Here is a 22093-nt window from a genome sequence, read left to right on the forward strand (position 1 = left end):
CAGGAATTTATCTGAAAAGTCGCAGCTCGCTACGCCGACGCTCCCCCTTCCGTCACCCCTTCGCCAAGGCTTCGGGGCGCACCTTCCCCGTAAACGGGGAAGGAAGTAACCAAACAGAATTCATTCCTTTTTCCTTCCCCGTTTACGGGGAAGGTGGCGCGAGCGGAGCGAGTGACGGAAGGGGGGAAACGACAAAGGCATCAAGCTCCGCCGGATCTATATTTCCCCTGTACCAACCGTCCTTACCCCTGCATATCCAGCGAATAGCCGGCCGAACGCACCGTGCGGATCGGATCGAAGGCATGACCGTCGTTCAGCGCCTTGCGCAGGCGGCCGATATGGACGTCGACCGTACGCGCCTCGACATAGACGTCGTTGCCCCACACAGCGTCGAGCAGTTGCTCACGCGAGAAGACGCGGCGCGGATACTGCATGAAGTGGTCGAGCAGCTTGTATTCCGTCGGCCCCAGGTGAATGTCGCGGCCGCTGCGCTGGACGCGATGCGACAGGCGGTCGACGCTGATCTCGCCGAACTCGACGCGGTCCTCGGAAAGACCCGGGCGGATGCGGCGCAGGACGGCGCGGATACGCGCCATCAGCTCGACCATCGAGAAGGGCTTCACGACATAGTCGTCGGCGCCGGTGTCGAGCCCGCGGATGCGGTCGCTTTCTTCCGAGCGCGCCGTCAGCATGACGATCGGCAGGTTGCGGGTATTGCCTTGCGCGCGCAGGCGGCGGCAGACCTCGATGCCCGACACTTTCGGCATCATCCAGTCGCAGACCAGAAGGTCCGGCTGGCGCTCCTTGATCATGACCAGGGCTTCGTCGCCATCGGTGGCGACGGCGACCTCATAGCCTTCTTTTTCAAGGTTGTAGTTCAACAGGGTGGCCAGGGCGTCTTCGTCTTCGGCAACGATGATGTAGGGCTTCATGCAGGGTTCCGCGGTCTCGGGGACGGTTACAAGGAAGTCCGGGTCAAAGCGTCGTCAGTCAGGTAGCCGCCCGGCGAAGTCAGTTGGTGTGGAGCGTGTCGCCTTTCGGGCGGTCTTCGACATAGTCCTCGCCCGTCAGTTCGTAATGGATGTGTTCGGCCATGTTGGTGGCGTGGTCGCCGATGCGTTCCAGGTTCTTGGCCATGAACAGCAGGTGCGTACAGGCCGAGATCGTGCGCGGGTCGCCCATCATGTAGGTCAGCAGTTCGCGGAACAGGGCGTTGTAGTGTTCGTCGATTTCGGTATCCGACGCCCACACGCTCTGCGCCAGGTCCTGGCGGCCGCCCTTGTAGGCGTCGAGCACGTCGCGCAGGCGCGACGACACCAGCTTGCCCATGCGCTCGATCGAGCGCGTCAGCGGCGACATCGGTTCGGCTTCGGCGATGACCAGCGAGCGCTTGGAAATATTCTTGGCCAGGTCGCCGATCCGTTCCAGCGAGGTGGCGATCTTCATGGCGGCGACCGTCTTGCGCAGATCGTCAGCCATGGGCTGGCGCAAGGCGATCAGACGAATGCACTTGCGCTCGACGTCCTTTTCCAGCTCATCCAGCTTGTGGTCGCGCTGGACGACGCTTTGCGCCAGCGCGACATCGCGGCGGGCGACGGCCTCGACGGCGTCGGCGACCTGCGCTTCGGCCAGACCGCCCATCAGCACCACCTCGGCGCTCAGCTGGTCCAGCTCTTCTTCATAGGTCTTGACGATATGCGGGTTCATCTTGAACGGGGCCACTGGTGTTGTCCTTCAAATCCTGGCTGCGCATTACGCCGCCGCACTGCGATCGCGATTCGCGAGTATAGGGCATTAGCGTAACCAGAATTTTACGGGGCGTTTAGGGGAATTTTGTGACAGTTTTATAAGGCGGCCGGGCGTTAAGCACGTTTCCGCACAAAAAACGTCATATTCGGGCGATTTCTACCCGGCATCCTTGATCGTAACGCCTTCCGAAGCCGCCAGACGCGGGGCGCCGGCCGCGCCGAAAGCGCGCGATTGCGGGAAGCAGGCAGCGAACGCCGTGAAGGTCGGCAGGCCCGGAACCGGCAGCGGCGTGACCTTGCCGCCTTCGGACTCGGGTTCGCGCAGCATGGGGTCGTCGCCGGCCGGCATGCCGCCGATACTTTCGACCACCAGGCCGCCGCGATGGCGGTTGATGATATGCTTGACGATAGCCAGGCCCAGGCCCGTGCCGAGGCGATCGCCACTCTTCTGGCCTTCGACGCGATAGAAGCGTTCGGCCAGGCGCGGCAGATATTCGCGGCGGATGCCCGGGCCGTTGTCGCGCACGCGCACCACGGCATAGTAGTCGTGGACGTTGCGGTCGGGGCGCAGCAGGACCAGCTTGGCGGCCTGCGGATCGCAGGCCACCATGGCTTCGCTCAGCGTCTTGTCGAACTGCACGTCGATGCTGATATCCGAGCCGCGCGGCGCGTATTTCAAGGCGTTGTCGACCAGGTTCTGGACGACCTGCAGGATCTGGTCGCGGTCGCCGATGATGGGATAGAGGCCCGGCTTGGGCGCGCTGACCTGGAGCATGACGCCCTTTTCGCGCGCGATCAGAGTCAGGCCCTCGACGACGTCGCGCACCGCCAGAACCAGATCGGCTTCGCCCGCCGGCGGCACGTGCTCGCTCATCTCGATGCGGCTCAGCGACAGGAGGTCATAGATCAGCCGGCCCATGCGGTCGGCCTGGGTCGCCATGATGGTCAGGAACTTTTCACGTGCCTTTTCGTCGTCGCGCGCCGGACCGCGCAGGGTCTCGATGAAGCCGGCAAGCGAGGCCAGCGGCGTGCGCAGCTCATGGCTCGCATTGGCAAGAAAATCGGCCCGCATGCGCTCCATGCGGCGCGCATCGGTTTCGTCGCGCATGACCAGCAGGGCCAGGCGCGGATGCTTGTCGCTGTTCATGCCTTCGACCGGCAGGGGGCTGGTGAAGGCGCGCCAGAACTGGTCGCGGGCGCCGCCGGTCGTGTCGAAGATCACCGAGCGGGCGATACGTCCGAACAGGGCTTCATCGACGCATTCCAGCACTTCGGGCGTGCGAATGGTGCTGACCAGCAGCCCCCCGTCGTCGGTGATCGAAAAGACTTCGCGCGCGGCGTCGTTGGCGAAGACGATCCAGCGGCCGGCGATGTCGTGCGGCTCGAAGCCCGACACGATCATGACGGGGTCAGGAATGGCGCGCAGCACTTCCTGGAAGCTCGGGCCCTCGGGCTGGACCTTGACCTGCACTTCAGGCGCCTTGAGGCTTTCGATACGGTCCTGCATGTCGAGGATGCGCATCCAGAACTGGAAAACCGTGTAGGCGAGCACGATCACGGCCACCGGCGCCGCGAACCAGCGCAGCGGCTCGGCAAGCGCGCAGCCGATCAGCAAACAACCGCCGATCCAGGTGCCGAGCGGCACGGTATTCAAGAAGGTTCGCTGCCGGTCCATACGCCTCACTCGCAGAAGTCATATATTGACTGAAAGAGCGGGGTTATTAAAGGGTTTACGCAACAGTTCCGTGACGGTTGCGTAAACCACCTGTAAGCGAGTGTGACGGTTTTACGGCCTCATCTGACCGTTGCCGCGGACGATGTACTTGAACGTCGTCAACTGCTCGGCACCGACCGGGCCGCGCGCATGCATGCGGTCGGTCGAGATGCCGATTTCCGCGCCCAGGCCGAACTCGCCGCCGTCGGCATACTGCGTCGAAGCGTTCCAGATGACGATGGCGGAATCGACCTCGTTGAGGAAGGTTTCGGCGGCTTGCACGTTCTCGGTGATGATGGCCTCCGTATGGCCCGAACCGTAGGTGCGGATATGCTCGATCGCCTGGGCCTCGTCCTTCACGACGCGCACCGACAGGATCGGCAGCAGGTATTCGGTCCGCCAGTCGTCCTCAGTCGCCGTCTTCATCGGATAGATGGCGCGCGCGGCCTCATCGCCGCGCAGCTCACAGCCCTTACCCTCGAGAGCTTTCGCAATGCCCGGCAGCAGGTCGGCCGCCACCGCTTCGTCGATCAGCAGGGTTTCGGTCGCGCCGCAAACAGAAACACGGCGCATCTTGGCGTTCAGCGTGACGCCCAGCGCCTTTTCGGGATCGGCGTCCTTGTGGACATAGGTATGGTTCAGGCCTTCGAGGTGCGCCAGGACGGCAACCCGCGCCTCCTTTTGCACGCGCTCGACCAGTGAGCGGCCGCCGCGCGGAATGATCAGGTTCACGGCGCCGCCAAGGCCGCCGAGGATCAGGCCGACGGCGTCGCGGTCCGAGGTCGGCACCAGTTGCACCGCCGTTTCGGGCAGGCCGGCAGCGCGCAGGCCCTCCTCGAACGCGGCATAGATGGCCAGGGCCGAATTGAGCGCTTCGGAGCCCGTGCGCAGGATGGCGGCGTTCGACGAACGGATGCACAGGGCAGCGGCGTCCGCGGTCACATTGGGGCGGGACTCATAGATGATGGCGATGACGCCGATCGGCGTCGAAACGCGCGCGATATCGAGACCGTTCGGCCGCGTCCAGCGCGCCAGTTCGCGCCCCACGGGATCGGGCAGCGCCGCGACTTCCTCAAGACCTTTCGCCATGGCTTCAACGCGTGCCGGATTGAGAATCAGGCGCTCGATCATGGCGTCGGTCAGACCCTTATCGCGGGCGAACTGCTGGTCTTTCCGGTTGGCTTCGAGAATCTCGGCCTCGCGCGCACGGATGGCCTTGGCCGCCGCGACGATCGCTTGCGTACGGGCGTCTGGACCGGCCAGACGCAGGGCCTCGGCGCCGGCCCTGGCATTGACTGCCATACCGGTCATCAGGTCGTTCAGCGTGCGCGTGCTTTGGTCGTCCATGGCGAAACTCCGTCTTTCAGGCGGTATATATCGCAAAACCGCCGGAATACGACGGTTTCATTTGAAATAACGGCTTTTGGCGGGTTTTTGCGGGCGTTTGGCGGCCGAATGGAATCAGTCGCCGATCTCATCTCCTGCGACAGGTGGCTGCCCGCCCTTACGCGTCATGATCCGCTCGAAGGTCGCAAAGTCTGCACGCTGTCTGCGCTCGGCAAAGAACGAGGCGGGGACGGGGCGCGTGTCTTTCTGGCGTTTCAAGGCAATCTCTTCCCTGTTCCAACAGCGCTATATCAGCGCCATATCATCGCGGTGGATGACTTCATCGCCCGAAGTATAGCCCAGGATGGTTTCGATGTCGCGGCTGCCGCGGCCGCGGATGGCGCGGATATCGTCGGCGGAATATTCGACGATGCCACGCGCGATCTCCTGGCCCGACGGCGCGACGATCGACACGCTGTCGCCCTTGTCGAAGCTGCCCGTGACCTCGACGATACCCGACGGCAGGAGCGACTTGCCGTTATGCAGGGCGCGGGCCGCCCCCTCGTCCAGCATCAGCTTGCCCGCCGGGACGACGGTGCCGGCGATCCACGCCTTGTAGGCGGCGCTGAGCGACGCCTGAGGCTTGAACAGGGTAAAGCGCGCCCCTTCCGGCCCGCCCAGCGACGACAGGGGCTGGACGACCGCGCCAAACGCGATGAGAGTCGCGCAGCCGGCCGACCCGGCAATGCGCGCCGCCGCGATCTTGGTCGCCATGCCGCCGGTACCGACGCCCGCCGAGGCATTGGCGCCACCGGCCATGGCCTCGATCGAGGCGTCGAGCTTTTCGACCACTGCGATATGCTGCGCGTCCGGATTGTTGCGCGGGTCCGCCGTGTAAAGACCGTCGATATCGGACAGCAGGACCAGCGCCTCGGACTTGACCAGCTGTGCGGTGCGCGCCGCCAGCCGGTCATTGTCGCCATAGCGGATTTCTTCGGTCACCACCGTGTCGTTTTCGTTGACGATCGGCACGCAGCCCAGCTCGAACAGGGTTTCGACGGTCGCACGCGCATTCAGCCAGCGCCGGCGCTTTTCGGTATCTTCGCGCGTCAGCAGGACCTGGGCGGATTTCAGTCCGACGGCCTGGAAGGCCTCGTCCCATGCCGCCATCAGGCGCGGCTGGCCGGCGGCGGCGCAGGCCTGCTTTTCGTCGAGCTTCAGGCGCGGGCGCGTGACGCCCAGGTGACGGCGGCCAAGCGCCACGGCCCCCGACGACACCAGCACGACATTCTTGCCGTCCGCGACCAGGGCCGCGATGTCGCGCGCCAGTCCGGCCATCCACGGCGCATTGGCGACACCGCCCTTGGCGTCGACAACCAGGGCCGAGCCGACCTTGATGGTGATGCGCCGCGCCTGGGCGAGCACTTCAGGCAGCCGGGCCGTCGCCGTCGCGCCGCCAGATTCCGTGTTGCCGCCCATGTTTTCGCCTTTTCCCAGCGCGGTGAAAGTGTTATCGCCGCGCTTCTAAAGGATAAGGCGACGGATACGCAAGGCCTTACGGTTTCAGCGGAATTGGTAACAGAATGAACTATGTAGGCACGCGCGGATTTGCCGGTGACAAGACCTTCGCAGGCGCCCTGCTCGACGGTCTGGCGCCCGACGGCGGCCTCTATGTGCCGGCTGAGTGGCCGACGCCCGGTTTCGACCTTGCCGGTGACTACGGCACCCTGACCGAAAACCTGCTGACCCTGTTCGGCGTCGACGTGCTGGGGACGGACGCCGTCAAGGCCGCCGCCGCACGCACCAAAGCCGCCTTCCTGAACGACGGCAAGGTGCCGCTGACGCAGCTGGCCGACAATCTGTGGATGCTGGAACTGTGGCACGGCCCGACCCTGGCCTTCAAGGACATGGCCATGCAGATGATGGCGCCGCTGACCGACGCGGCGCTGAAACAGCGCAACGAGACCCTGACGCTCGTCACCGCCACGTCGGGCGATACGGGCGCGGCCGCCGTGCGCGCCTTTGCCGGTTCCGAGCGCGTGCGTCTGGTCGTCTTCCATCCGCTCGGCCGCGTCTCGCCGGTGCAGCGCCTGCAAATGACGACCGTCCAGGCCGACAATGTCATGAATGTCGGCGTCGAAGGCGATTTCGACGACTGCCAGGCCATCGTCAAGGCTCTGCTGGGTGACGCCGGCCTGAAGCAAAACGGCCTGATCAGCTCGGTCAATTCGATCAACTGGGGCCGTCTGCTGGGCCAGGTCCCCTACTACCTCGCAGCGGCTGCCGCCAGCGGCGCGGACACGCCCGATTTCGTCGTGCCGACCGGCAATTTCGGCGACGCCTTCGCCGGCTGGGTGGCCCGCCGTATCGGCGGCAATGTCGGCCCGCTGCACGCCGCCGTCAATCAGAACGACGCGCTCAACCAGGCGATCAACGAAGGCCGCTATATCCGCCGCCAGGCCGTGGAATCGGCCAGCGTCAGCATGGACGTGCAGGCGCCGTCGAACTTCGAACGCCTGGTCTTCGAAGCCTCGGGCCGCAACGCCGCGACGACCAAGGCCCTGTTCGACACGTTCGGCGCCACCGGCGCGGTGACGCTGTCGCCCGACCTGCAATCAGCGCTGAAGGCCGAGGTCACGGCCAGCACGGTCAGCGAGGAAGAGACCGCTCAAGCCATCGCCCATGCCTGGAAGGCCTATGGCCAGGTCATCTGCCCGCACACCGCTGTGTCGCTGAGCGCGGCGCTCAAGCGCGGCAGCGACCGCCCGCAGATCGTGCTGTCGACGGCGCACGCCGCCAAGTTCCCGGACTTCGTCACCAGGGCGCTGGGTTTCGCGCCCAAGGTGCCCGACGCCATCCAGGCCCTCTACGGCCTGCCGGAAAAGATCGTCGAGCTGAAGAACGACCGGACCGCGGCGCTGGACCTGGTCAAGGGATTCTCCGCTTAAACGAAGGCCTTGTTGGGCTTGAGCCAGACCGCGCCGTCCTTGTCGAAGACAATATTGAAGCGGCGGATGACGCCCATGCCGATGACGGCGTCCACGCCCTTTTGGCCGGCGCTGGGCACCGCCGTGGGATCGACGAGGGTCACCGGCACGTCTTCGATGTGAAGGCCTGAAATATCCAGGCCCTTCATCTTGACGAAGCGCGTCTTCGTCATCTGGCCGTCGCTGCCGGCCAGGTTCCGGTCTTCGGCGCCCGGGAAGGCGTCCCACAGCTTGCGGGCAGCCACCGTCTGCGGCGGCAGCAGCACGCCCATCTGATAGCCGCTGTCGACCCGGCAGACCGTATCCATGCCGGCCAGCTTGACCGTGACATAGAGCGCATCCTCCCCCTCGCGGACAGCACGGGCGATGCCTGTCTTCGTATAGCCCGCAAGGTCGGGCGGCCCGTCGGGATGGAAGGCCAGGAGCAGGCTGTCAAAATCGATCGAGACCGGCGCGCCCGCCAGGAAGTCGAGGCCCAGCACCGCGGGCGGCCGCTGCTTCACCGGCCGTTCCGCCAGCTTGAGATGCGGCAGCTTTACAGTCCCAAAACTGAGAGCGCCGCCGTCGAAGCCGCCTTCGGGCAGGGCCGGCACGCCCTGTTCGTCGGCCAGCGCCCGGTTGATCGCGCTTTTGGAGGAGCCTGTCGCCAGCATGAAGGGAAAGGCCGGCTTGCCGCCGACGCTGGCGGGGATCAGAATCCGCCGCTCCTCGCCATACAGGAAAGGAATCGCACCCGGCGGCGCGGCGTCCGGCACGGCCAGCGCCGGCATTGTGCCCGATATCTGCGCAAAACCGGCATTAGGCTTGAGATAAAGTTCCTTCTTGCCGGTAAAGGCCAGGGTGAACTTGCGTAACAGCGGTGACCCGATGAGGCCGTCGATGTCCGACTTGTCGAGCGAGTCCCACGACTTCGGATCGACAAGGGTAACCGGCAAGGTGTCGAGATGGATATTGCCGATCGTCAGATTGGGAATGACGACGGTGCGCGTATGCACGGCCTGGCTGTTCGCGCCCTTGCTGGTGCTCTCGCCCAGCACCTTGTATTTGTCCCACAGGTGGTGGGAATCGACATAGCCGCCACCGATCAGGATCGCCGAGCCGGCGCCTGTGTCGAGCGCGCACACCAGCTTCTGACCATCGAGATTGAAGTTGACATAGACCTGTTCAGCCGCGCGCTCGCCTTCAGCCTGGAAGAAGGCGTCGGCGCGCTCGAAACCGTCAAGGTCCATTTCGGCGCCGTTGAGAAAGTAGAGGATTTCCTGCTTTTCATAGTCCAGCTGTGACGGCAGGTGCGTCACGAAACTGGCCGGCAGCAAACCGTCGGCGTCGGGAACCGGAAACTTTTCGAGGCCGACAAAGCTCATCTTGCCGAACGGTAAGCCGCCGCCCACAAGGATATTGTTGCCGACATAGATGTAGCTCGACTCGTCGCCCCTGAGGCTGGTTGTGCGGATCGTGCCACTGGTGTGCAGGCCCAGGTCCTTGGCCAGCGTCTCCCGGATGCAGGTCGTGAAGGCGCCCGTGTCGAGCACGAAATTGTACGGCCCCTTGCCGTCGATCTTGATCGGCAGGATCGGCATGCCATTGCGCGCGAAGCTTATCTTGACGCGAACGATGACAGGAGCAGCCTTGGCCAGGGCCGGCACGAACGAAAGGGCAGCCGTCGCCAGCGCCGCCTGCCACAGGTCTCTGCGAGTTGTCATGGTTCCCCCCTCGGGATTTTTTAGCAACCTATCATGACACCGGTGCCACGTCATCCAGGTTGTACCGGAATTTGATGTCATAATTGAAACATGGAAGCCGCATTGCCTTGTTAGCGATGCTGAACATTTCAGGGGCACCCAATGCGCAAATACCTTCTCAGCGGCCTGGCCGCCGCCGTCCTGTCGCTCTGCGTCGGCGACATCGCCATGGCCCAGGATATGGGCGGCGACATGGGTGGAATGGGCGGCGGAATGGGCGGCGGCATGGGAGGCATGGGTGGTGGCGGCATGGGTGGCGGTGGCCACGGCCGCGGCGGTCACCGCGGCCAGAAGGGGCAGCAGGGACAGCAGCAAGGCCCGACGCAGGGGGCGCCGCGCCCCATGGCGGCGCCGGCGACCATTCCGGCCGCCATGCGCCGCGTCGCCGTCATCACCATCGCCAGCCAGGGCAAGGCGCTGAGCAAGGGCACGATCACGCCGACCAAACCGGACCAGTCGGGTGTCTTCGCCGAGCGCGGATCGCTGCTCACCATGGACGGCATCACGATCAACAGCACGCTGGACGTGTCGCTGGCCGACGACGCCCATGAAACGGGCCTTGGCGCCGCGCTGATCGTCGCGTCGCAGACCACCGCCACCGTCACCGGCGGCGCCATTTCGACCACCGGCCGCGGCATCGACGGCATCTTCGCCGCCGATCCGGGCTCGAAACTCACCTTGAAGGGCGCCGTCATCTCGACGCGCGCCGCCGAAGCCTATGGCGTGGAACTGGCGGCCGGCGCCGCGCTCGACGCCGACGCGGCCAGCATCACCACGACCTCGGATCACGCCCCCGCCATCGCCATCAAGCCCGGCAGCAAGGCCAGGCTGACGGGCGGCACGCTCACCACCGGCGGTCCGTCATCGCCAGCCCTGGAAGCGCACGGCGATGTCGACGCTTCCGGCACCGTCATCAAGACCGGTTTTTCGGAGGGCCTGGAAGTCGATGGCGAGCACACGGCGACCCTGACCCATGTCAGCCTGGACAGCGGCGACCGCGGCATCCTGCTCTACCAGTCGGCCCTGCCGCCGGCGCAGGACGGCAAGGTGACAGCGGCCAGCGCCTCGACCGCGCCCTATGACGGTCCGATCGCGACGGCGACTCTTCAGCTTGACGGCGGCACGATCAAGGCGGCGCGCGAAGTCTTCCTGGTCAGCAATGTGCGTGGTGTCGTCACCCTCCGCCACGTCGATATCGCGTCGGAGGCGGGAATCCTGGTCAAGGCCGCCTCCGCCAAGTGGGGCCCGCTCGGGCGCAACGGCGGCTATGCCCGCATCGACGCGCATGACCAGACGCTGAACGGCGACATGGTCACCGATATTCTCAGCACCATCCGGCTCGATCTCAAGGACGGTTCGCACTTCAGCGGCAAGACGACCACCAATGTCGATGTCAGCCTCGATGCGTCGAGCACCTGGACGCTGACGGCCGATACCCGGGTCGGCCAGCTGATCAATCCCGAGGGCTTAAGCGGCGATACGGTGAAGAACATCGTCGGCAACGGCCACGTGCTCAGCTATAGCCAGCGCGACAATCCGGACCTGGGCGGCAAGACCTACGCGCTTGCCGGCGGCGGCACCCTGGCCCCGGCCGAGGGTTTGTAGTTTCTCGTTTCGCCGACTCAACTGCAATCCGGCAAGCTATGGTTATCAAAAATAAGTCAAAGAAATGAAGGGCTTTCGCCCTCCCCGTTTACGGGGAGGGGGGACCGCCGAAGGCGGTGGGCGGGGCACTTCTGTCGGAGCAACAAAGCACTCCCGCCGCCATATGGGCGCGTAAAGATTTGTTTTTAAAACAAAAAATGTAGCCGGCAAAAGAAAGAAGCCCCGCCCACCACGCTTCGCGTGGTCCCCCCTCCCCGCTTCGCAGGGAGGGCCGAAGGAAAGTTACCCACTCTGTCTCACAAGGAAAAAAAGGGCGGCAGCTTTCGCCACCGCCCCCTCGGGTTACCCCTTCACGCATACCACCTGCTTCAGCGTGTGGACGATCTCGACGTGGTCGGCCTGGGCCTTCATCACGGCGTCGATGTCCTTGTACGCCGCAGGCGTTTCGTCGATGACATCGGCGTCCTTGCGGCACTCGACGCCGGCGGTCGCCCGGGCGTGGTCCTCAAGCGTGAACCGGCGCTTGGCTTCCGCCCGCGACATGGCCCGCCCGGCGCCGTGGCTGCACGAGCACAGGGCCTCAGCCGCCGCCTGGCCGGCGATCCCGCGCACGATGAACGACTTTGCGCCCATCGAGCCCGGAATGATCCCCAGCGTTTCCGGCGTGATGCGCACGGCGCCCTTGCGGGTCACCAGCACATCGGCCCCGAAGTGGTGTTCGTGCGCCACGTAGTTGTGGTGGCAGTTCACCGCTTCGCAGTCGCAGGTGAAACGCTTCGGCACGGAGACCGAGAGCGCTTCAAGCGCCGCCGTCATCATCAGTTCGCGGTTGGTGCGCGCGAACCGCTGGGCCCACGACACCGCGCCCATATAGTCACCGAACAGTTCCGAGCCCTCCGGCAGGTAGGCCAGGTCCTGGTCGGGCAGGTTGATGTACCAGCGCTTCATCTCGTGCTTGGCGCGCTCGATGAAGTACGACCCGATCTTGTTGCCGATCCCACGCGAGCCCGAGTGCAGCATGATCCACACGGCGTCGTTTTCATCGAGGCAGACCTCGACGAAGTGGTTGCCAGTCCCGAGCGTGCCCAGGTGGTTCTGCGCGCGGTTGGCCGCCTGGGATATCTTCGGGTGCTTATCGACGATGCGCTTAAGCTCGTCGGACAGGCCCGCGAAGGCCGCGTTGCCAGCGTCGGTCGCATCGCCCCAGGCGCCGCGGTCGTTCACCCCGCCGTTATCGGTCCGACCGTGCGGAATACGCTCTTCGATCGCCGTGCGCAGGCCAGACAGGTCGTCGGGCAGGTCGCGCGCATTCAGCGTGGTCCGCACCGCCATCATGCCGCAGCCGAGGTCCACGCCCACGGCCGCCGGAATGACCGCGCCCTTGGTCGGGATCACCGACCCGATGGTCGCGCCCATACCCCAGTGGACGTCGGGCATGATGGCGACGTGCTTATGGATGAACGGCATGGCCGCGATATTGTCGAGCTGCTGACGCGCCTGGTCCTCGACGGCCACACCGTCGATCCACGCCTTGACCAGCCCGCCACGGGCGCCTTGAAAGACTTGCATTGTCTTCTCCTTCTTTGTTTTTGAATGAAAATGCGAAATGGAAAAAGCCCTTCCGACCGGGTCGAAAGGGCTGCACGAAAACGGAAATCCTGAAGGGATCTAGGGTTTTCGGGTACAGCCCAAGCTATAATCGACCTGGGATTGGCGCGCAGCCGGACACACGCTGGTCGGCAGGACCTGCGGGTTTGTCATCGGTGAATGGCTGCTTTTGGTAAACATGCGCGCCTTATGGTCGAGGCGCCCACACCGGTCAATAGACACCGTTACAATTGCAACAGGTGTGGCATTTCAGTCTCAGAAATACGCGTGACCGTCGTCTATGCCGCGATGGTATTCCAGCCGGCGATAAAAGGCTTCCGGGTCCTTGGGCTTCACCACCCACGACGGATCGTGGTTCAGGAGGTCGTAGAGCCGCGTCAGGGTAAAGCGCATGGCCGATCCGCGCGCCAGCAGCGGCAGGGCCGCGATTTCGGCCTCGGACAGGGGCCGCACCGCCTGATAGGCGCGGGCAAAGGCCGAGATCATCTCGGGGACCGGCTGACCGCCCGGCGTAAAGCCCCAGGCATTGAGCGCCACGGCCAAGTCATAGGCGTAAAAATCGGTGCAGGCGTAGTAGTAGTCGATGACGCCGGTGACGATGCCGTCGTCGTCCATCAGGACATTGTCGGTGAAATAGTCGGCGTGTATGGCCCCCTTCGGCAGGTCCTGCGGCCAGCCTGCCTCGAGATACCCAAGCTCTTCGCGGAAGTCGGCCAGCACGGCCCGGGCACGCGGGCTGGTTTCGGCTTTCGGCACACACCGCTCGATCAGGTGCGGCCAGACCTGGATGCCCATGCTGTTGGCGCGCACGTCCGGGAAGTCGCCGCCCATCAGGTGCAGCTTGGCCAGGAATTCCCCGGCCGAGGTGGCGTGGCGGACGTCGGGGTTGCGTGGCCAGCGTCCGGGCAGCCATTTGATCAGGGCGCACGCCTTGCCGTTGATTTCCCCCAGCGACGTGCCGTCACGCTTCAGCGCGGGACCGGGCGCGGGATAGCCCTTGCGGTCGAGATAAAGGGTATAGTCCATGAACCAGGGAAGATCGTCCTGGGGCGTCGCCGCTTCGAACAGCGTCAGGGCGTACAGCCCCGTCGTCGTCTCGACCTTGAAATTGGTGTTGGAGACGCCCTCTTCGATCCCTTCGAGATGGATCAGCTCGCCGATATCGTAGCCGCGCAGATAGGCCTTCGCGTCCTCGATCGAGACGGGGGTAAAGACGGCCATGCGGTGAAACGTCCTGCGCGCGGTGAAAGTCGGCCCCTGCTATAGTCGAGGCCGGCGCGCGGGCACAAGCGTGTTTGCGTTTATGCGCGCTTTATACCGCTTCCGAGCATCAGGACCAGAAGCGCGCCGCCAAGCGTCGAGATCACGACGCGGTTGGCGATGCGGAAACACACGACCCCCATCCGATCGATCAGCGATTCCGCCTGGCTCTGCATGGTCTTCCCCTCCACTGCCCGTGTGCCGGCGCGCAACCCGCCCGCCAGGGCAAAATAGACAATCCAGCCGGCGGCGATGCCCGCAAGAACAGAGACGATCAGACTTATCACCACCATTGGGACACCCCAACTCTCATTATGGCCCGACGTCGCGCACCTTTGCAGATTGCAAAGTAAAAAGACGATGTGTTTGTGCCGGAATTAGGGCCACCCCTGCCGTGCCGCCGCCGAAACACTTGGAAATCACCGCCAGATTGACTAAAGCCCGCGATTAGAATCCATCGCTTGGGCCTGTGCGCGCGATTTGGTAGCAAGCCGGCCTGCGAACCCCGGAGCGCGATCCATGAGCAAGACCGTTACGTCCGTCGTCGACCTGATCGGCGATACCCCGCTGATCCGCCTGAAGGGCGCATCCGAAGCGACGGGCTGCGAGATTTACGGCAAGGCCGAATTCCTCAATCCCGGCCAGTCGATCAAGGACCGCGCCGCCCTGTGGATCATCCGCGACGCCGAACGCCGCGGCGTGCTCAAGCCCGGCGGCACCCTTGTCGAGGGCACGGCCGGCAATACCGGCATCGGCCTGGCCATGGTCGCCAATGCGCTCGGCTATCGCTGCGTCATCGTCATTCCGCGCACCCAGGCGCAGGAAAAGAAGGACGCCATCCGCCAGCTCGGCGCCGAGCTGATCGAGGTCGATGCCGTACCCTATGCCAACCCCAACAACTATGTGCGCTATTCCGGCACCCTGGCCCAGGAACTGGGCGCGGTGTGGGCCAACCAGTTCGACAACGTCGCCAATCGCCAGGCCCATATCGACGGCACCGGCCCCGAAGTGCTGAAACAGACGAACGGCAAGCTCGACGGCTTCATTTGCTCCGTCGGTTCGGGTGGGACGCTGGGTGGCATGAGCCTCTACCTCAAGGGCCAGAATCCGGACATCCAGATCGGCCTGGCCGACCCGTTCGGGGCCGCCCTCTACAGCTATTACACCACCGGTGAACTGAAGTCGGAAGGCTCGTCGATCACCGAAGGCATCGGCCAGGGCCGCATCACCGCCAACCTGGAAGGCATCCATATCGACCGCAGCTACCGGGTCGCCGACGAAGAGTGGCTGCCGGTGCTGTATGACATGATCCAGACTGAAGGGCTGTGCCTCGGCACGTCTTCGGCGCTCAATGTCGTCGGCGCGATGAAGATGGCGAAGGACCTGGGTCCCGGCAAGACGATCGTCACGGTTCTCTGCGACTACGGCAACCGCTACGCCTCGAAGATTTTCAATCCGGCCTTCCTCAAGGAAAAAGGCCTGCCCACGCCGCCGTGGTTCCCGGAGCCGGAGGCCGCCGCGTAAACGTGACCGCGCCTGCCCGACAGTTTCGATTAAATGTCTTGCGCCGCAAAGACGGGCCGCTCGCCGCTGTCGCGGGGAGCGGGCTCGGCCTTGCGGGCTTCGTTGCGCAGCCACTCCATGAAGCGCACCTGCGCCGGGCTGGGATCGCGCGTCTGCGGCCACACCAGGTAGTAGCCGTAGTTCAGCGGCGCGTCCTTTTCGTCGAACAGCACCTTCAGGCGGCCGGCCTGCAAATCGGCGTCGGCAATGGTGCGCTTGGCCAGGGCGACGCCGCGGCCGGCGACGGCTGCCTCGATCACCATGGACGACTGGTTGAAGCGCGGTCCGCGCGAGGCGTCGACGCCTTCGACGCCATGGGCCTTCAGCCACATGGGCCAGTCCGGGCAGGACGGATCGCCGTCGCCGGCGTCGTGCAGCAGGACGTGGTGGGCCAGGTCGGCGGGCTTGCGGATGGGTGCGGCTTCGAAGAGCAGCGGCGAGCAGACGGGCACGACGGCTTCGGCCAGCAGGTGCTCGACGTGCAGCCCGGTATAATGGCCGTTGCCGTAGCGCACGGCCAGGTCGATGTCGGTGACGGCAAAGTCGACGGGCGTCATGTCGGCGCTGACCCAGACGTCGATGTCCTCGTTAGCAGCGCTAAAGTCGTAGAGACGCGGCATCAGCCATTTGGCGGCAAAGCTGGGCGCGGCGGACACGGTCACGCGGCCCTTCTGCGTGCCGGCCTTCATCAGGCGCGTCGCCTCGAACATCTTTTCGAAGGCTTCCTTCAGGATCTGCGCCGACGCCTTGCCGGCGTCGGACAGGACGACGCGGCGGCCGTCGCGCACGAACAGCTCGACGCCGACATGTTCTTCCAGCAGACGGATCTGCTGCGACACCGCGCCGGGCGTCACGAACAGCTCCTCGGCCGCCTGTTTGAAACTTTCGTGCCGCGCGGCCGCTTCGAAGACCCGAAGCGCCGACAGCGGCGGCAATCTGTCGCGAGACATCGCCTATCCCTAAACCTTAGACCTTCACGCGCCGTCATATAGCGCTTTTCAGTTTAACAAAACTATTCCACTGCATTTTGGAGAAATTTTCATGTCCGACGCCAACCCCCTGCACCATGTCGAGGCGCTCGAAGCCGGCCAGACCTGGACAACGGACGTGGTCGTCATCGGCGCCGGCCCGGTCGGCCTGTTCAGTGTCTTCGAACTGGGCCTGCTCGATATCAAGTGCCACCTGGTCGACATCCTCGACAAGGTCGGCGGCCAGTGCGCCGAGCTGTATCCGGAAAAGCCGATCTACGACATTCCGGCGTGGCCGATCATTTCGGGCCAGGACCTGACGCACCGCCTGCTGGAGCAGATCGCGCCGTTCGGCGCCAAGTATCACCTCGGCGAAATGGCCGTCGGCATCCGCAAGCTGGAAGACGAAGGCCTGTGGGAGCTGACCACCGACCAGAAGACCGTCATCCGCGCCAAGACGATCGTCATCGCCGCCGGCGGCGGCTCCTTCCAACCCAAGAAGCCGCCGATCCCGGGCATCGAAGGCTTTGAAAACATCGCGCCAGGCAAGGGCGTGCACTACGCCGTGCGCCAGATGAAGGCGTTCGAAGGCAAGACTGTCGTCATTTCCGGCGGCGGCGACTCGGCGCTCGACTGGACGCTGAACCTGCAACCGATCGCCAAGCGCGTCACGCTGATCCACCGCCGCGACGACTTCCGCGCCGCCCCGCACAGCGTCGCCAAGATGCGCGAACTGGTGGCGGCCGGCGAGATGGACCTGGTCATCGCCCAGGCGACCGCGCTGAAGGGTGAAACCGGCCACGCGCTGGAATCGGTGCTGATCGAGGACGCCGACGGCAAGGAATCGCACCTGGAAGCCGACGCCTTCCTGCCCTTCTTCGGCCTGACGATGAAGCTGGGCCCGGTGGCGGAGTTCGGCCTGAACCTGCACGAAAACCTGATCCCGGTCGACACCGAGAAGTTCGAGACCTCGACGCCCGGCATCTTCGCCATCGGCGACATCAACTACTATCCCGGCAAGCTGAAGCTTATCCTGTCGGGCTTCCACGAAGCGGCGCTCATGGCGCAACAGGCCTTCCGCTACGTCCACCCGGACCGCAAGCTGCGCTTCCAGTACACGACGTCGTCGAGCGACCTGCAGAAGAAGCTGGGTGTGAAGTAAATCTTCTTCCGCATTCAGATCAATCAAACGCCTTTCCGTTACGGAAGGGCGTTTTTTTGTACCCGCCCCTGGCCGCTTTATGCTGCATCACAATATAATTGATATGGCCGTAACCAATTGGCAGCATGCCCGTGCTAGTGTTAGCTACACATGTCGGTAACCGAGTAAAACCCTGATGCTCTATTCGCTTCACGAATATGCCTATTACAGCGCGGCGCCGTTCCGCGCGCTGGCGCAGATGACCCGCGATTTCTGGGGCTCAAAGCTCAATCCGGCGTCGGACACGGCCATCGGGCGGACGCTTTACGCCTCGGCCGAGCTGTTCTCGAACATCACCCGGCGCTACGGCAAGCCCGAATGGGGCATCGATCAGGTCACGATCAACAATCATCCGGTGCGCGTCTCGATCATCGAAGACTGGTCGAGCCCCTGGTGCAAGCTGCTGCGCTTCCAGCGTGACAATTCAGACCTGCGCCGCGCCGGCCGGTCGACCGCCGCGCCCGCCGTTCTGATCGTCGCCCCCCTGTCGGGCCACTATGCGACGCTTCTGCGCGGCACGGTGCAGGAATTCCTGCTCGACCACGACGTCTACATCACCGACTGGGCCAATGCGCGCCAGGTGCCCGTGCTGGAAGGCCGCTTCGACTTCTATTCGTTCATCAACCATATCCGCGACATGCTGAAGGTCATCGGCAGCCGCGTGCACGTGGTCGCGGTGTGTCAGCCGGGACCGCCGGTGCTGGCCGCCGCCTGCCTGATGAGCGAGGACAAGGATCCGTGCCGTCCAGCCTCCATGACATTCATGGGTTCGCCGATCGACGCGCGCTTCAATCCGACCGTGACCAACAACCTGGCGCAGGAAAAGCCCTTCACCTGGTTCCGCTCGAACATGGTGCACACCGTGCCGCCCCCCTATCCGGGCGTCGGCCGCCGTGTCTATCCGGGCTTCGTCCAGCTCTACAGCTTCATGAGCATGAACGAGGAGCGCCACACGGACGCGCACTGGGAATATTTCAATTCGCTGGTCGAGGAAGACGGCGAAAGCGCCCAGAAGCACCTGGAATTCTACGACGAATACCTGTCGGTGCTGGACCTGACCGAGGAATTCTATCTCCAGACCATCGACCTGGTATTCCAGAAGTTCGCCCTGCCGAAGGGGGAGCTCGCCCACGAGGGCCGGCTGGTCGATACGCGTTCGATCACCGACGTCGCCCTCATGACGGTCGAAGGCGAGAAGGACGATATTTCCGGTGTCGGCCAGACCCAGGCGGCGCACGCCATGTGCCCGAACATTCCGGACGACAAGAAGGAACTGTACGTGCAGAAGGGCGCCGGCCACTACGGCGTGTTCAACGGCCGCCGGTTCCGCGAAAGCATCTATCCCCGCATCCGCGACTTCATCGCCAAGAACGATGTTCTCGCCTGACCGCAAGGTCAGCGAATACGAGCCTGGACAGGTCCTCGACTTCGGGGACTATCTGGTGCGGCTGCGCGTTTCGGAACGCGCGCGCCGTATTTCCGTGCGCATCGATAATCGCACCGGCGACGCCATCGTCACGGCGCCGCGGCCGAAATATCTGAAGGACGCGGTCGAGTTCGCGAAGACGCGGCACGACTGGATTCTGGAAACGCGACGCGGCCAGTCGCGGCCGGTACCGTTCGCGCCGGGCATGCAACTGACCATCAAAGGCTATCCCGTCATGCTGGCCGAGCGCACGGGCGTGATCTCGCCCAAGGCCGAGCAGCAGGCCGACGGGTCGTGGCAACTTGTCAGCAGCGGCGACGTGGCGACCTATGCGCGACGCGTCGAGCGTTACCTGCGCACCCAGGCGCAGAAGACCTTCCAGCTCGAAACCGACCGCCTGGCGTCAAAGCTCGGCGTATCGGGCGTCAAGGTATCCTTGTTCGACGCCCATGGGCGCTGGGGCTCCTGCTCGCCGTCGAAGAAGTCGATCCGCTACAGCTGGCGGGTCATCATGGCGCCGACCGATGTGCTGGTATACCTGGCGGCGCACGAGGTCGCGCATTTGCGCCATCCGGACCACAGCCCGGCCTTCTGGGCGACGGTCAACGAACTGCTGGGCAAGCCGTACAAGCCGGGGCGCGCCTGGCTGAAGGCGCGCGGCCACGAGCTGTTCAAATACGCTGCCGCGAAAGATCTTAAAGGCTGAAAACGCGTCAGGCACGGCCTCGTTAGAGAAGCCGTGCCTGAGTTAGACGTCCGGGTGCAGGGGCCGTGCCCCTGCTTACTGGTTCTTCTGCTGCGCCTGGCTGAAGACGTCGTCCAGCGATCCATCCTTCTTCGGCTTTTCTTCCGGATTGGGGATGGGCTGCATGGTGACGGGCGCCGGGACGCCGTTTTCGGGCGCCTGTTGCGAGGCCTGGACCTGGCCGGCCTGGGTGCCAAGCAGGTCCTGGAGCGCGCCTTCCGCCACGGTGCCCAGCGACGAATCCGCCGGTCCGACAGGGATCGGGCTGACCTGGATACGCTTGAGCGCCGAGGACATGTAGGTTTTCCAGATGGCGCCGGGAGTCGAGCCGCCGGTCACCTTCTTCATCGGCGTGTTGTCGTCGCGGCCGACCCAGACGACGGTGACGAAGCCGCCGGTATAACCATCGAACCAGGCGTCGCGGAAGTCGCTGGTCGTGCCGGTCTTGCCCGCCAGGTCGTAGCCCGGGATGTTGACGCCCGCGCCGGTGCCGTGCTGGACGACGCCGCGCATCATCTGGTTCATCTCGGTCAGCGGCGGGTTGTTGACGACCTGCACGCGGCCGCCGTCCTGGTTGGACTCGCGGTACTGGTACAGCAGCTTGCCGCTGGCCGTGCGAATGCGGATGATGCCGTGAGCCGTCGCCTTGAAGCCGCCGTTGGAGAACGGAATATAGGCCTGGGCCATTTCGATCGGCGACACTTCCGAGGTGCCCAGCGCCATGGCCGGATCGGTGTTGATCTTCGAGGTAACGCCCATGCGGTGGGCGGTGGCGGCGACCTTGTCGCGGCCGACGTCGTTGGCCAGGCGGGCGGCGACCGTGTTGATCGATTCCGCAAGGGCCGTCTGCAGGTCGATCACGCCCATATAGGTCTTTTCGAAGTTCTGCGGCGACCAGTCGCCGATCGAATAGGGCTCGTCGACCACCGGGGTCGTCGGCTGGTAGCCGGCTTCCATGGCCGTGAGATAGACGAACGGCTTGAACGACGAACCGGCCTGACGATAGGCCATGGTGGCGCGGTTGAACTGCGAGTCGGCGTACGACACGCCGCCGATCATGGCGCGGATGCGGCCTTCGCCGTCGACCGAGACCAGGGCCGCCTGCTGGACGCCCTTCTTGGCGTCGCGGGCCATGATCGTCTGGACGGCATGTTCGGCGTCGGTCTGGATCGGCAGGTCAAGGGTCGTTTCGACGATCAGGTCTTCCTTGGGATCGCCGACCAGGGCGCGGGTGTTGGAATCGAGCCAGTCGATGAAGTACTGGGCGTGGGCCGTGGCCAGCGACTTCGACACGGTGATCGGGTGCGACAGGGCGTCCGAGCGTTGTTCCGGCGTGATGACCTTGGCGTCGACCATTTCGTTGAGCACGATGGTGGCGCGGCGGCCGGCGCGTTCCTTGTCGGACAGCGGCGAATAGGAGTTGGGCGCCTTCATCAGGCCGGCCAGCATCGCTGCCTCTCCAACAGTCAGGTCCTTGGCCTGCTTGTTGAAGTAGCGCTCCGACGCGGCCTCGATGCCGTAGGCGCCGGCGCCGAAATAGACGTGGTTGAGGTACAGGGCCAGGATCTGCTTCTTGGTGTACTTGTGCTCAAGCCACACCGCGATCATGATTTCCTGCACCTTGCGCTTCATGTTCTGGTCGGCCGACAGGAACAGGTTGCGCGCCAGCTGCTGGGTAATGGTCGAGCCGCCGGCCAGGTTCGAGCCCTTGTGGCGGAAGGCGTTGCGCACGACGGCGCGGCCCATGCCCATGGGGTCGAAGCCCGGATGGGTGAAGAATCGGCGGTCTTCGATCGCCACGAAGGCCAGGGGCACATAGGTCGGCAGCTGGTCGATATCGACCGGGGCGGCGTACTGGCTGCCGCCGCGCACGGCGATCAGGGCGCCCGAACGGTCGAGATAGGTGATGGCGTGCTGCTGCTGGGTGTTCTGAAGCTTCTTGATGTCGGGCAGGTCGACAGCCATGGCGCCCAGGAAGACGACCGTAAAAATAACCACCCAGATCGCTCCGACCGTTCCCCAATACACTGCAGCCTGTGCGGGCGTGCGTCCGCTGCTCTTGCGTCCTCCGCCCGGAGGGCTAGCCTTCGCCATGTATGATCCTCACTAAATCACGCCCGAAGGCTTCCCCCCGGACTTGCGCATCGCCCCGATGACCGGCCGGTTATAACCAAACTCTTTAACCCTGTCGCGTGAAACC

The 22093-nt window shown here is 64.5% G+C and carries 18 protein-coding genes; 6 read left to right on the forward strand and 12 right to left on the reverse strand.

Annotated features, from left to right (window positions below):
• Positions 1-242 precede the first annotated feature (242 nt).
• The 6 genes from phoB to proB form a co-directional block, all read right to left on the reverse strand.
• Positions 243-932: a phosphate regulon transcriptional regulator PhoB gene (gene phoB, locus AB8717_RS18185; RefSeq protein ID WP_443748731.1), complete on the reverse strand. Its 690-nt coding sequence runs from the start codon at positions 930-932 to the stop codon at positions 243-245.
• 79 nt (positions 933-1011) lie between these two features.
• A complete protein-coding gene (gene phoU, locus AB8717_RS18190; protein ID WP_443750920.1) occupies positions 1012-1707 on the reverse strand; it encodes a phosphate signaling complex protein PhoU in 696 nt (231 codons plus the stop codon).
• A gap of 198 nt (positions 1708-1905) precedes the next feature.
• Positions 1906-3423, reverse strand: coding sequence for a sensor histidine kinase (locus tag AB8717_RS18195; protein ID WP_443748732.1), 1518 nt, complete (start codon positions 3421-3423; stop codon positions 1906-1908).
• 111 nt (positions 3424-3534) lie between these two features.
• Positions 3535-4809: a glutamate-5-semialdehyde dehydrogenase gene (locus AB8717_RS18200; RefSeq protein ID WP_443748733.1), complete on the reverse strand. Its 1275-nt coding sequence runs from the start codon at positions 4807-4809 to the stop codon at positions 3535-3537.
• A 114-nt stretch (positions 4810-4923) separates the two neighbouring features.
• Positions 4924-5067: a hypothetical protein gene (locus tag AB8717_RS18205; RefSeq protein WP_443748734.1), complete on the reverse strand. Its 144-nt coding sequence runs from the start codon at positions 5065-5067 to the stop codon at positions 4924-4926.
• A 27-nt stretch (positions 5068-5094) separates the two neighbouring features.
• Positions 5095-6267, reverse strand: a complete 1173-nt coding sequence (gene proB / locus AB8717_RS18210; RefSeq protein WP_443748735.1) for a glutamate 5-kinase — start codon at positions 6265-6267, stop codon at positions 5095-5097.
• 104 nt (positions 6268-6371) lie between these two features.
• Between proB and thrC the strand changes: the two genes are divergently transcribed.
• Positions 6372-7736, forward strand: a complete 1365-nt coding sequence (gene thrC, locus AB8717_RS18215) for a threonine synthase (protein WP_443748736.1) — start codon at positions 6372-6374, stop codon at positions 7734-7736.
• Here the strand turns inward: thrC and AB8717_RS18220 are convergent.
• Positions 7733-9478 (reverse strand): aspartyl protease family protein, encoded by a 1746-nt coding sequence (locus AB8717_RS18220; RefSeq protein WP_443748737.1) that lies wholly within the window; start codon positions 9476-9478, stop codon positions 7733-7735. The two genes, thrC and AB8717_RS18220, sit on opposite strands and share 4 nt — an antisense overlap.
• A gap of 141 nt (positions 9479-9619) precedes the next feature.
• On the opposite strand from AB8717_RS18220, the gene AB8717_RS18225 reads away from it, so the two are divergent.
• Entirely contained in the window at positions 9620-11122 is a 1503-nt protein-coding gene (locus AB8717_RS18225; RefSeq protein WP_443748738.1) for a hypothetical protein, read from the forward strand.
• A 342-nt stretch (positions 11123-11464) separates the two neighbouring features.
• Here AB8717_RS18225 and AB8717_RS18230 read toward each other — a convergent pair whose 3' ends face one another.
• The 3 genes from AB8717_RS18230 to AB8717_RS18240 form a co-directional block, all read right to left on the reverse strand.
• The gene (locus AB8717_RS18230; protein ID WP_443748739.1) at positions 11465-12691 is read right to left on the reverse strand and encodes an RtcB family protein; all 1227 of its coding nucleotides are present in this window, start codon (positions 12689-12691) and stop codon (positions 11465-11467) included.
• A 294-nt stretch (positions 12692-12985) separates the two neighbouring features.
• Positions 12986-13951, reverse strand: coding sequence for a homoserine kinase (thrB, locus tag AB8717_RS18235; protein WP_443748740.1), 966 nt, complete (start codon positions 13949-13951; stop codon positions 12986-12988).
• 80 nt (positions 13952-14031) lie between these two features.
• Positions 14032-14283 carry a hypothetical protein gene (locus tag AB8717_RS18240; RefSeq protein WP_443748741.1) on the reverse strand — a complete coding sequence of 84 codons (252 nt, stop codon included), beginning with the start codon at positions 14281-14283 and terminating at the stop codon, positions 14032-14034.
• Positions 14284-14509: 226 nt separating this feature from the next.
• On the opposite strand from AB8717_RS18240, the gene AB8717_RS18245 reads away from it, so the two are divergent.
• Positions 14510-15514: a cysteine synthase A gene (locus AB8717_RS18245; RefSeq protein ID WP_443748742.1), complete on the forward strand. Its 1005-nt coding sequence runs from the start codon at positions 14510-14512 to the stop codon at positions 15512-15514.
• A gap of 29 nt (positions 15515-15543) precedes the next feature.
• On the opposite strand, the gene gcvA is transcribed toward AB8717_RS18245, so the two are convergent.
• Positions 15544-16503 (reverse strand): transcriptional regulator GcvA, encoded by a 960-nt coding sequence (gene gcvA / locus AB8717_RS18250; RefSeq protein ID WP_443748743.1) that lies wholly within the window; start codon positions 16501-16503, stop codon positions 15544-15546.
• 91 nt (positions 16504-16594) lie between these two features.
• On the opposite strand from gcvA, the gene AB8717_RS18255 reads away from it, so the two are divergent.
• The 3 genes from AB8717_RS18255 (at position 16595) to AB8717_RS18265 (ending at position 19854) form a co-directional block, all read left to right on the forward strand.
• Positions 16595-17683, forward strand: a complete 1089-nt coding sequence (locus AB8717_RS18255; RefSeq protein ID WP_443748744.1) for an NAD(P)/FAD-dependent oxidoreductase — start codon at positions 16595-16597, stop codon at positions 17681-17683.
• Between the two features lie 175 nt (positions 17684-17858).
• Positions 17859-19109 carry a polyhydroxyalkanoate depolymerase gene (locus AB8717_RS18260; protein WP_443748745.1) on the forward strand — a complete coding sequence of 417 codons (1251 nt, stop codon included), beginning with the start codon at positions 17859-17861 and terminating at the stop codon, positions 19107-19109.
• Positions 19096-19854: a M48 family metallopeptidase gene (locus tag AB8717_RS18265; RefSeq protein ID WP_443748746.1), complete on the forward strand. Its 759-nt coding sequence runs from the start codon at positions 19096-19098 to the stop codon at positions 19852-19854. The genes AB8717_RS18260 and AB8717_RS18265 overlap by 14 nt, the downstream gene beginning before the upstream one ends.
• Positions 19855-19929: 75 nt before the next feature.
• Here the strand turns inward: AB8717_RS18265 and AB8717_RS18270 are convergent, their stop codons facing one another.
• Complete coding sequence (locus AB8717_RS18270; RefSeq protein WP_443748747.1) at positions 19930-21987, reverse strand: transglycosylase domain-containing protein; 2058 nt, start codon at positions 21985-21987, stop codon at positions 19930-19932.
• Between the last annotated feature and the right edge of the window lie 106 nt (positions 21988-22093).

Origin of the sequence: Asticcacaulis solisilvae (genome assembly GCF_052327315.1) — a bacterium.
Classification (GTDB): Bacteria; Pseudomonadota; Alphaproteobacteria; order Caulobacterales; family Caulobacteraceae; genus Asticcacaulis; species Asticcacaulis solisilvae_B.

Excerpts from the sequence above, each read along its gene's own strand:
- phoB (WP_443748731.1), bottom strand. The coding sequence starts at position 932 with ATGAAGCCCTACATCATCGTTGCCGAAGACGAAGACGCCCTGGCCACC.
- phoU (WP_443750920.1), bottom strand. The coding sequence starts at position 1,707 with ATGAACCCGCATATCGTCAAGACCTATGAAGAAGAGCTGGACCAGCTG.
- AB8717_RS18195 (WP_443748732.1), bottom strand. The coding sequence starts at position 3,423 with ATGGACCGGCAGCGAACCTTCTTGAATACCGTGCCGCTCGGCACCTGG.
- AB8717_RS18200 (WP_443748733.1), bottom strand. The coding sequence starts at position 4,809 with ATGGACGACCAAAGCACGCGCACGCTGAACGACCTGATGACCGGTATG.
- proB (WP_443748735.1), bottom strand. The coding sequence starts at position 6,267 with ATGGGCGGCAACACGGAATCTGGCGGCGCGACGGCGACGGCCCGGCTG.
- thrC (WP_443748736.1), top strand. The coding sequence starts at position 6,372 with ATGAACTATGTAGGCACGCGCGGATTTGCCGGTGACAAGACCTTCGCA.
- AB8717_RS18220 (WP_443748737.1), bottom strand. The coding sequence starts at position 9,478 with ATGACAACTCGCAGAGACCTGTGGCAGGCGGCGCTGGCGACGGCTGCC.
- AB8717_RS18225 (WP_443748738.1), top strand. The coding sequence starts at position 9,620 with ATGCGCAAATACCTTCTCAGCGGCCTGGCCGCCGCCGTCCTGTCGCTC.
- AB8717_RS18230 (WP_443748739.1), bottom strand. The coding sequence starts at position 12,691 with ATGCAAGTCTTTCAAGGCGCCCGTGGCGGGCTGGTCAAGGCGTGGATC.
- thrB (WP_443748740.1), bottom strand. The coding sequence starts at position 13,951 with ATGGCCGTCTTTACCCCCGTCTCGATCGAGGACGCGAAGGCCTATCTG.
- AB8717_RS18240 (WP_443748741.1), bottom strand. The coding sequence starts at position 14,283 with ATGGTGGTGATAAGTCTGATCGTCTCTGTTCTTGCGGGCATCGCCGCC.
- AB8717_RS18245 (WP_443748742.1), top strand. The coding sequence starts at position 14,510 with ATGAGCAAGACCGTTACGTCCGTCGTCGACCTGATCGGCGATACCCCG.
- gcvA (WP_443748743.1), bottom strand. The coding sequence starts at position 16,503 with ATGTCTCGCGACAGATTGCCGCCGCTGTCGGCGCTTCGGGTCTTCGAA.
- AB8717_RS18255 (WP_443748744.1), top strand. The coding sequence starts at position 16,595 with ATGTCCGACGCCAACCCCCTGCACCATGTCGAGGCGCTCGAAGCCGGC.
- AB8717_RS18260 (WP_443748745.1), top strand. The coding sequence starts at position 17,859 with ATGCTCTATTCGCTTCACGAATATGCCTATTACAGCGCGGCGCCGTTC.
- AB8717_RS18265 (WP_443748746.1), top strand. The coding sequence starts at position 19,096 with ATGTTCTCGCCTGACCGCAAGGTCAGCGAATACGAGCCTGGACAGGTC.
- AB8717_RS18270 (WP_443748747.1), bottom strand. The coding sequence starts at position 21,987 with ATGGCGAAGGCTAGCCCTCCGGGCGGAGGACGCAAGAGCAGCGGACGC.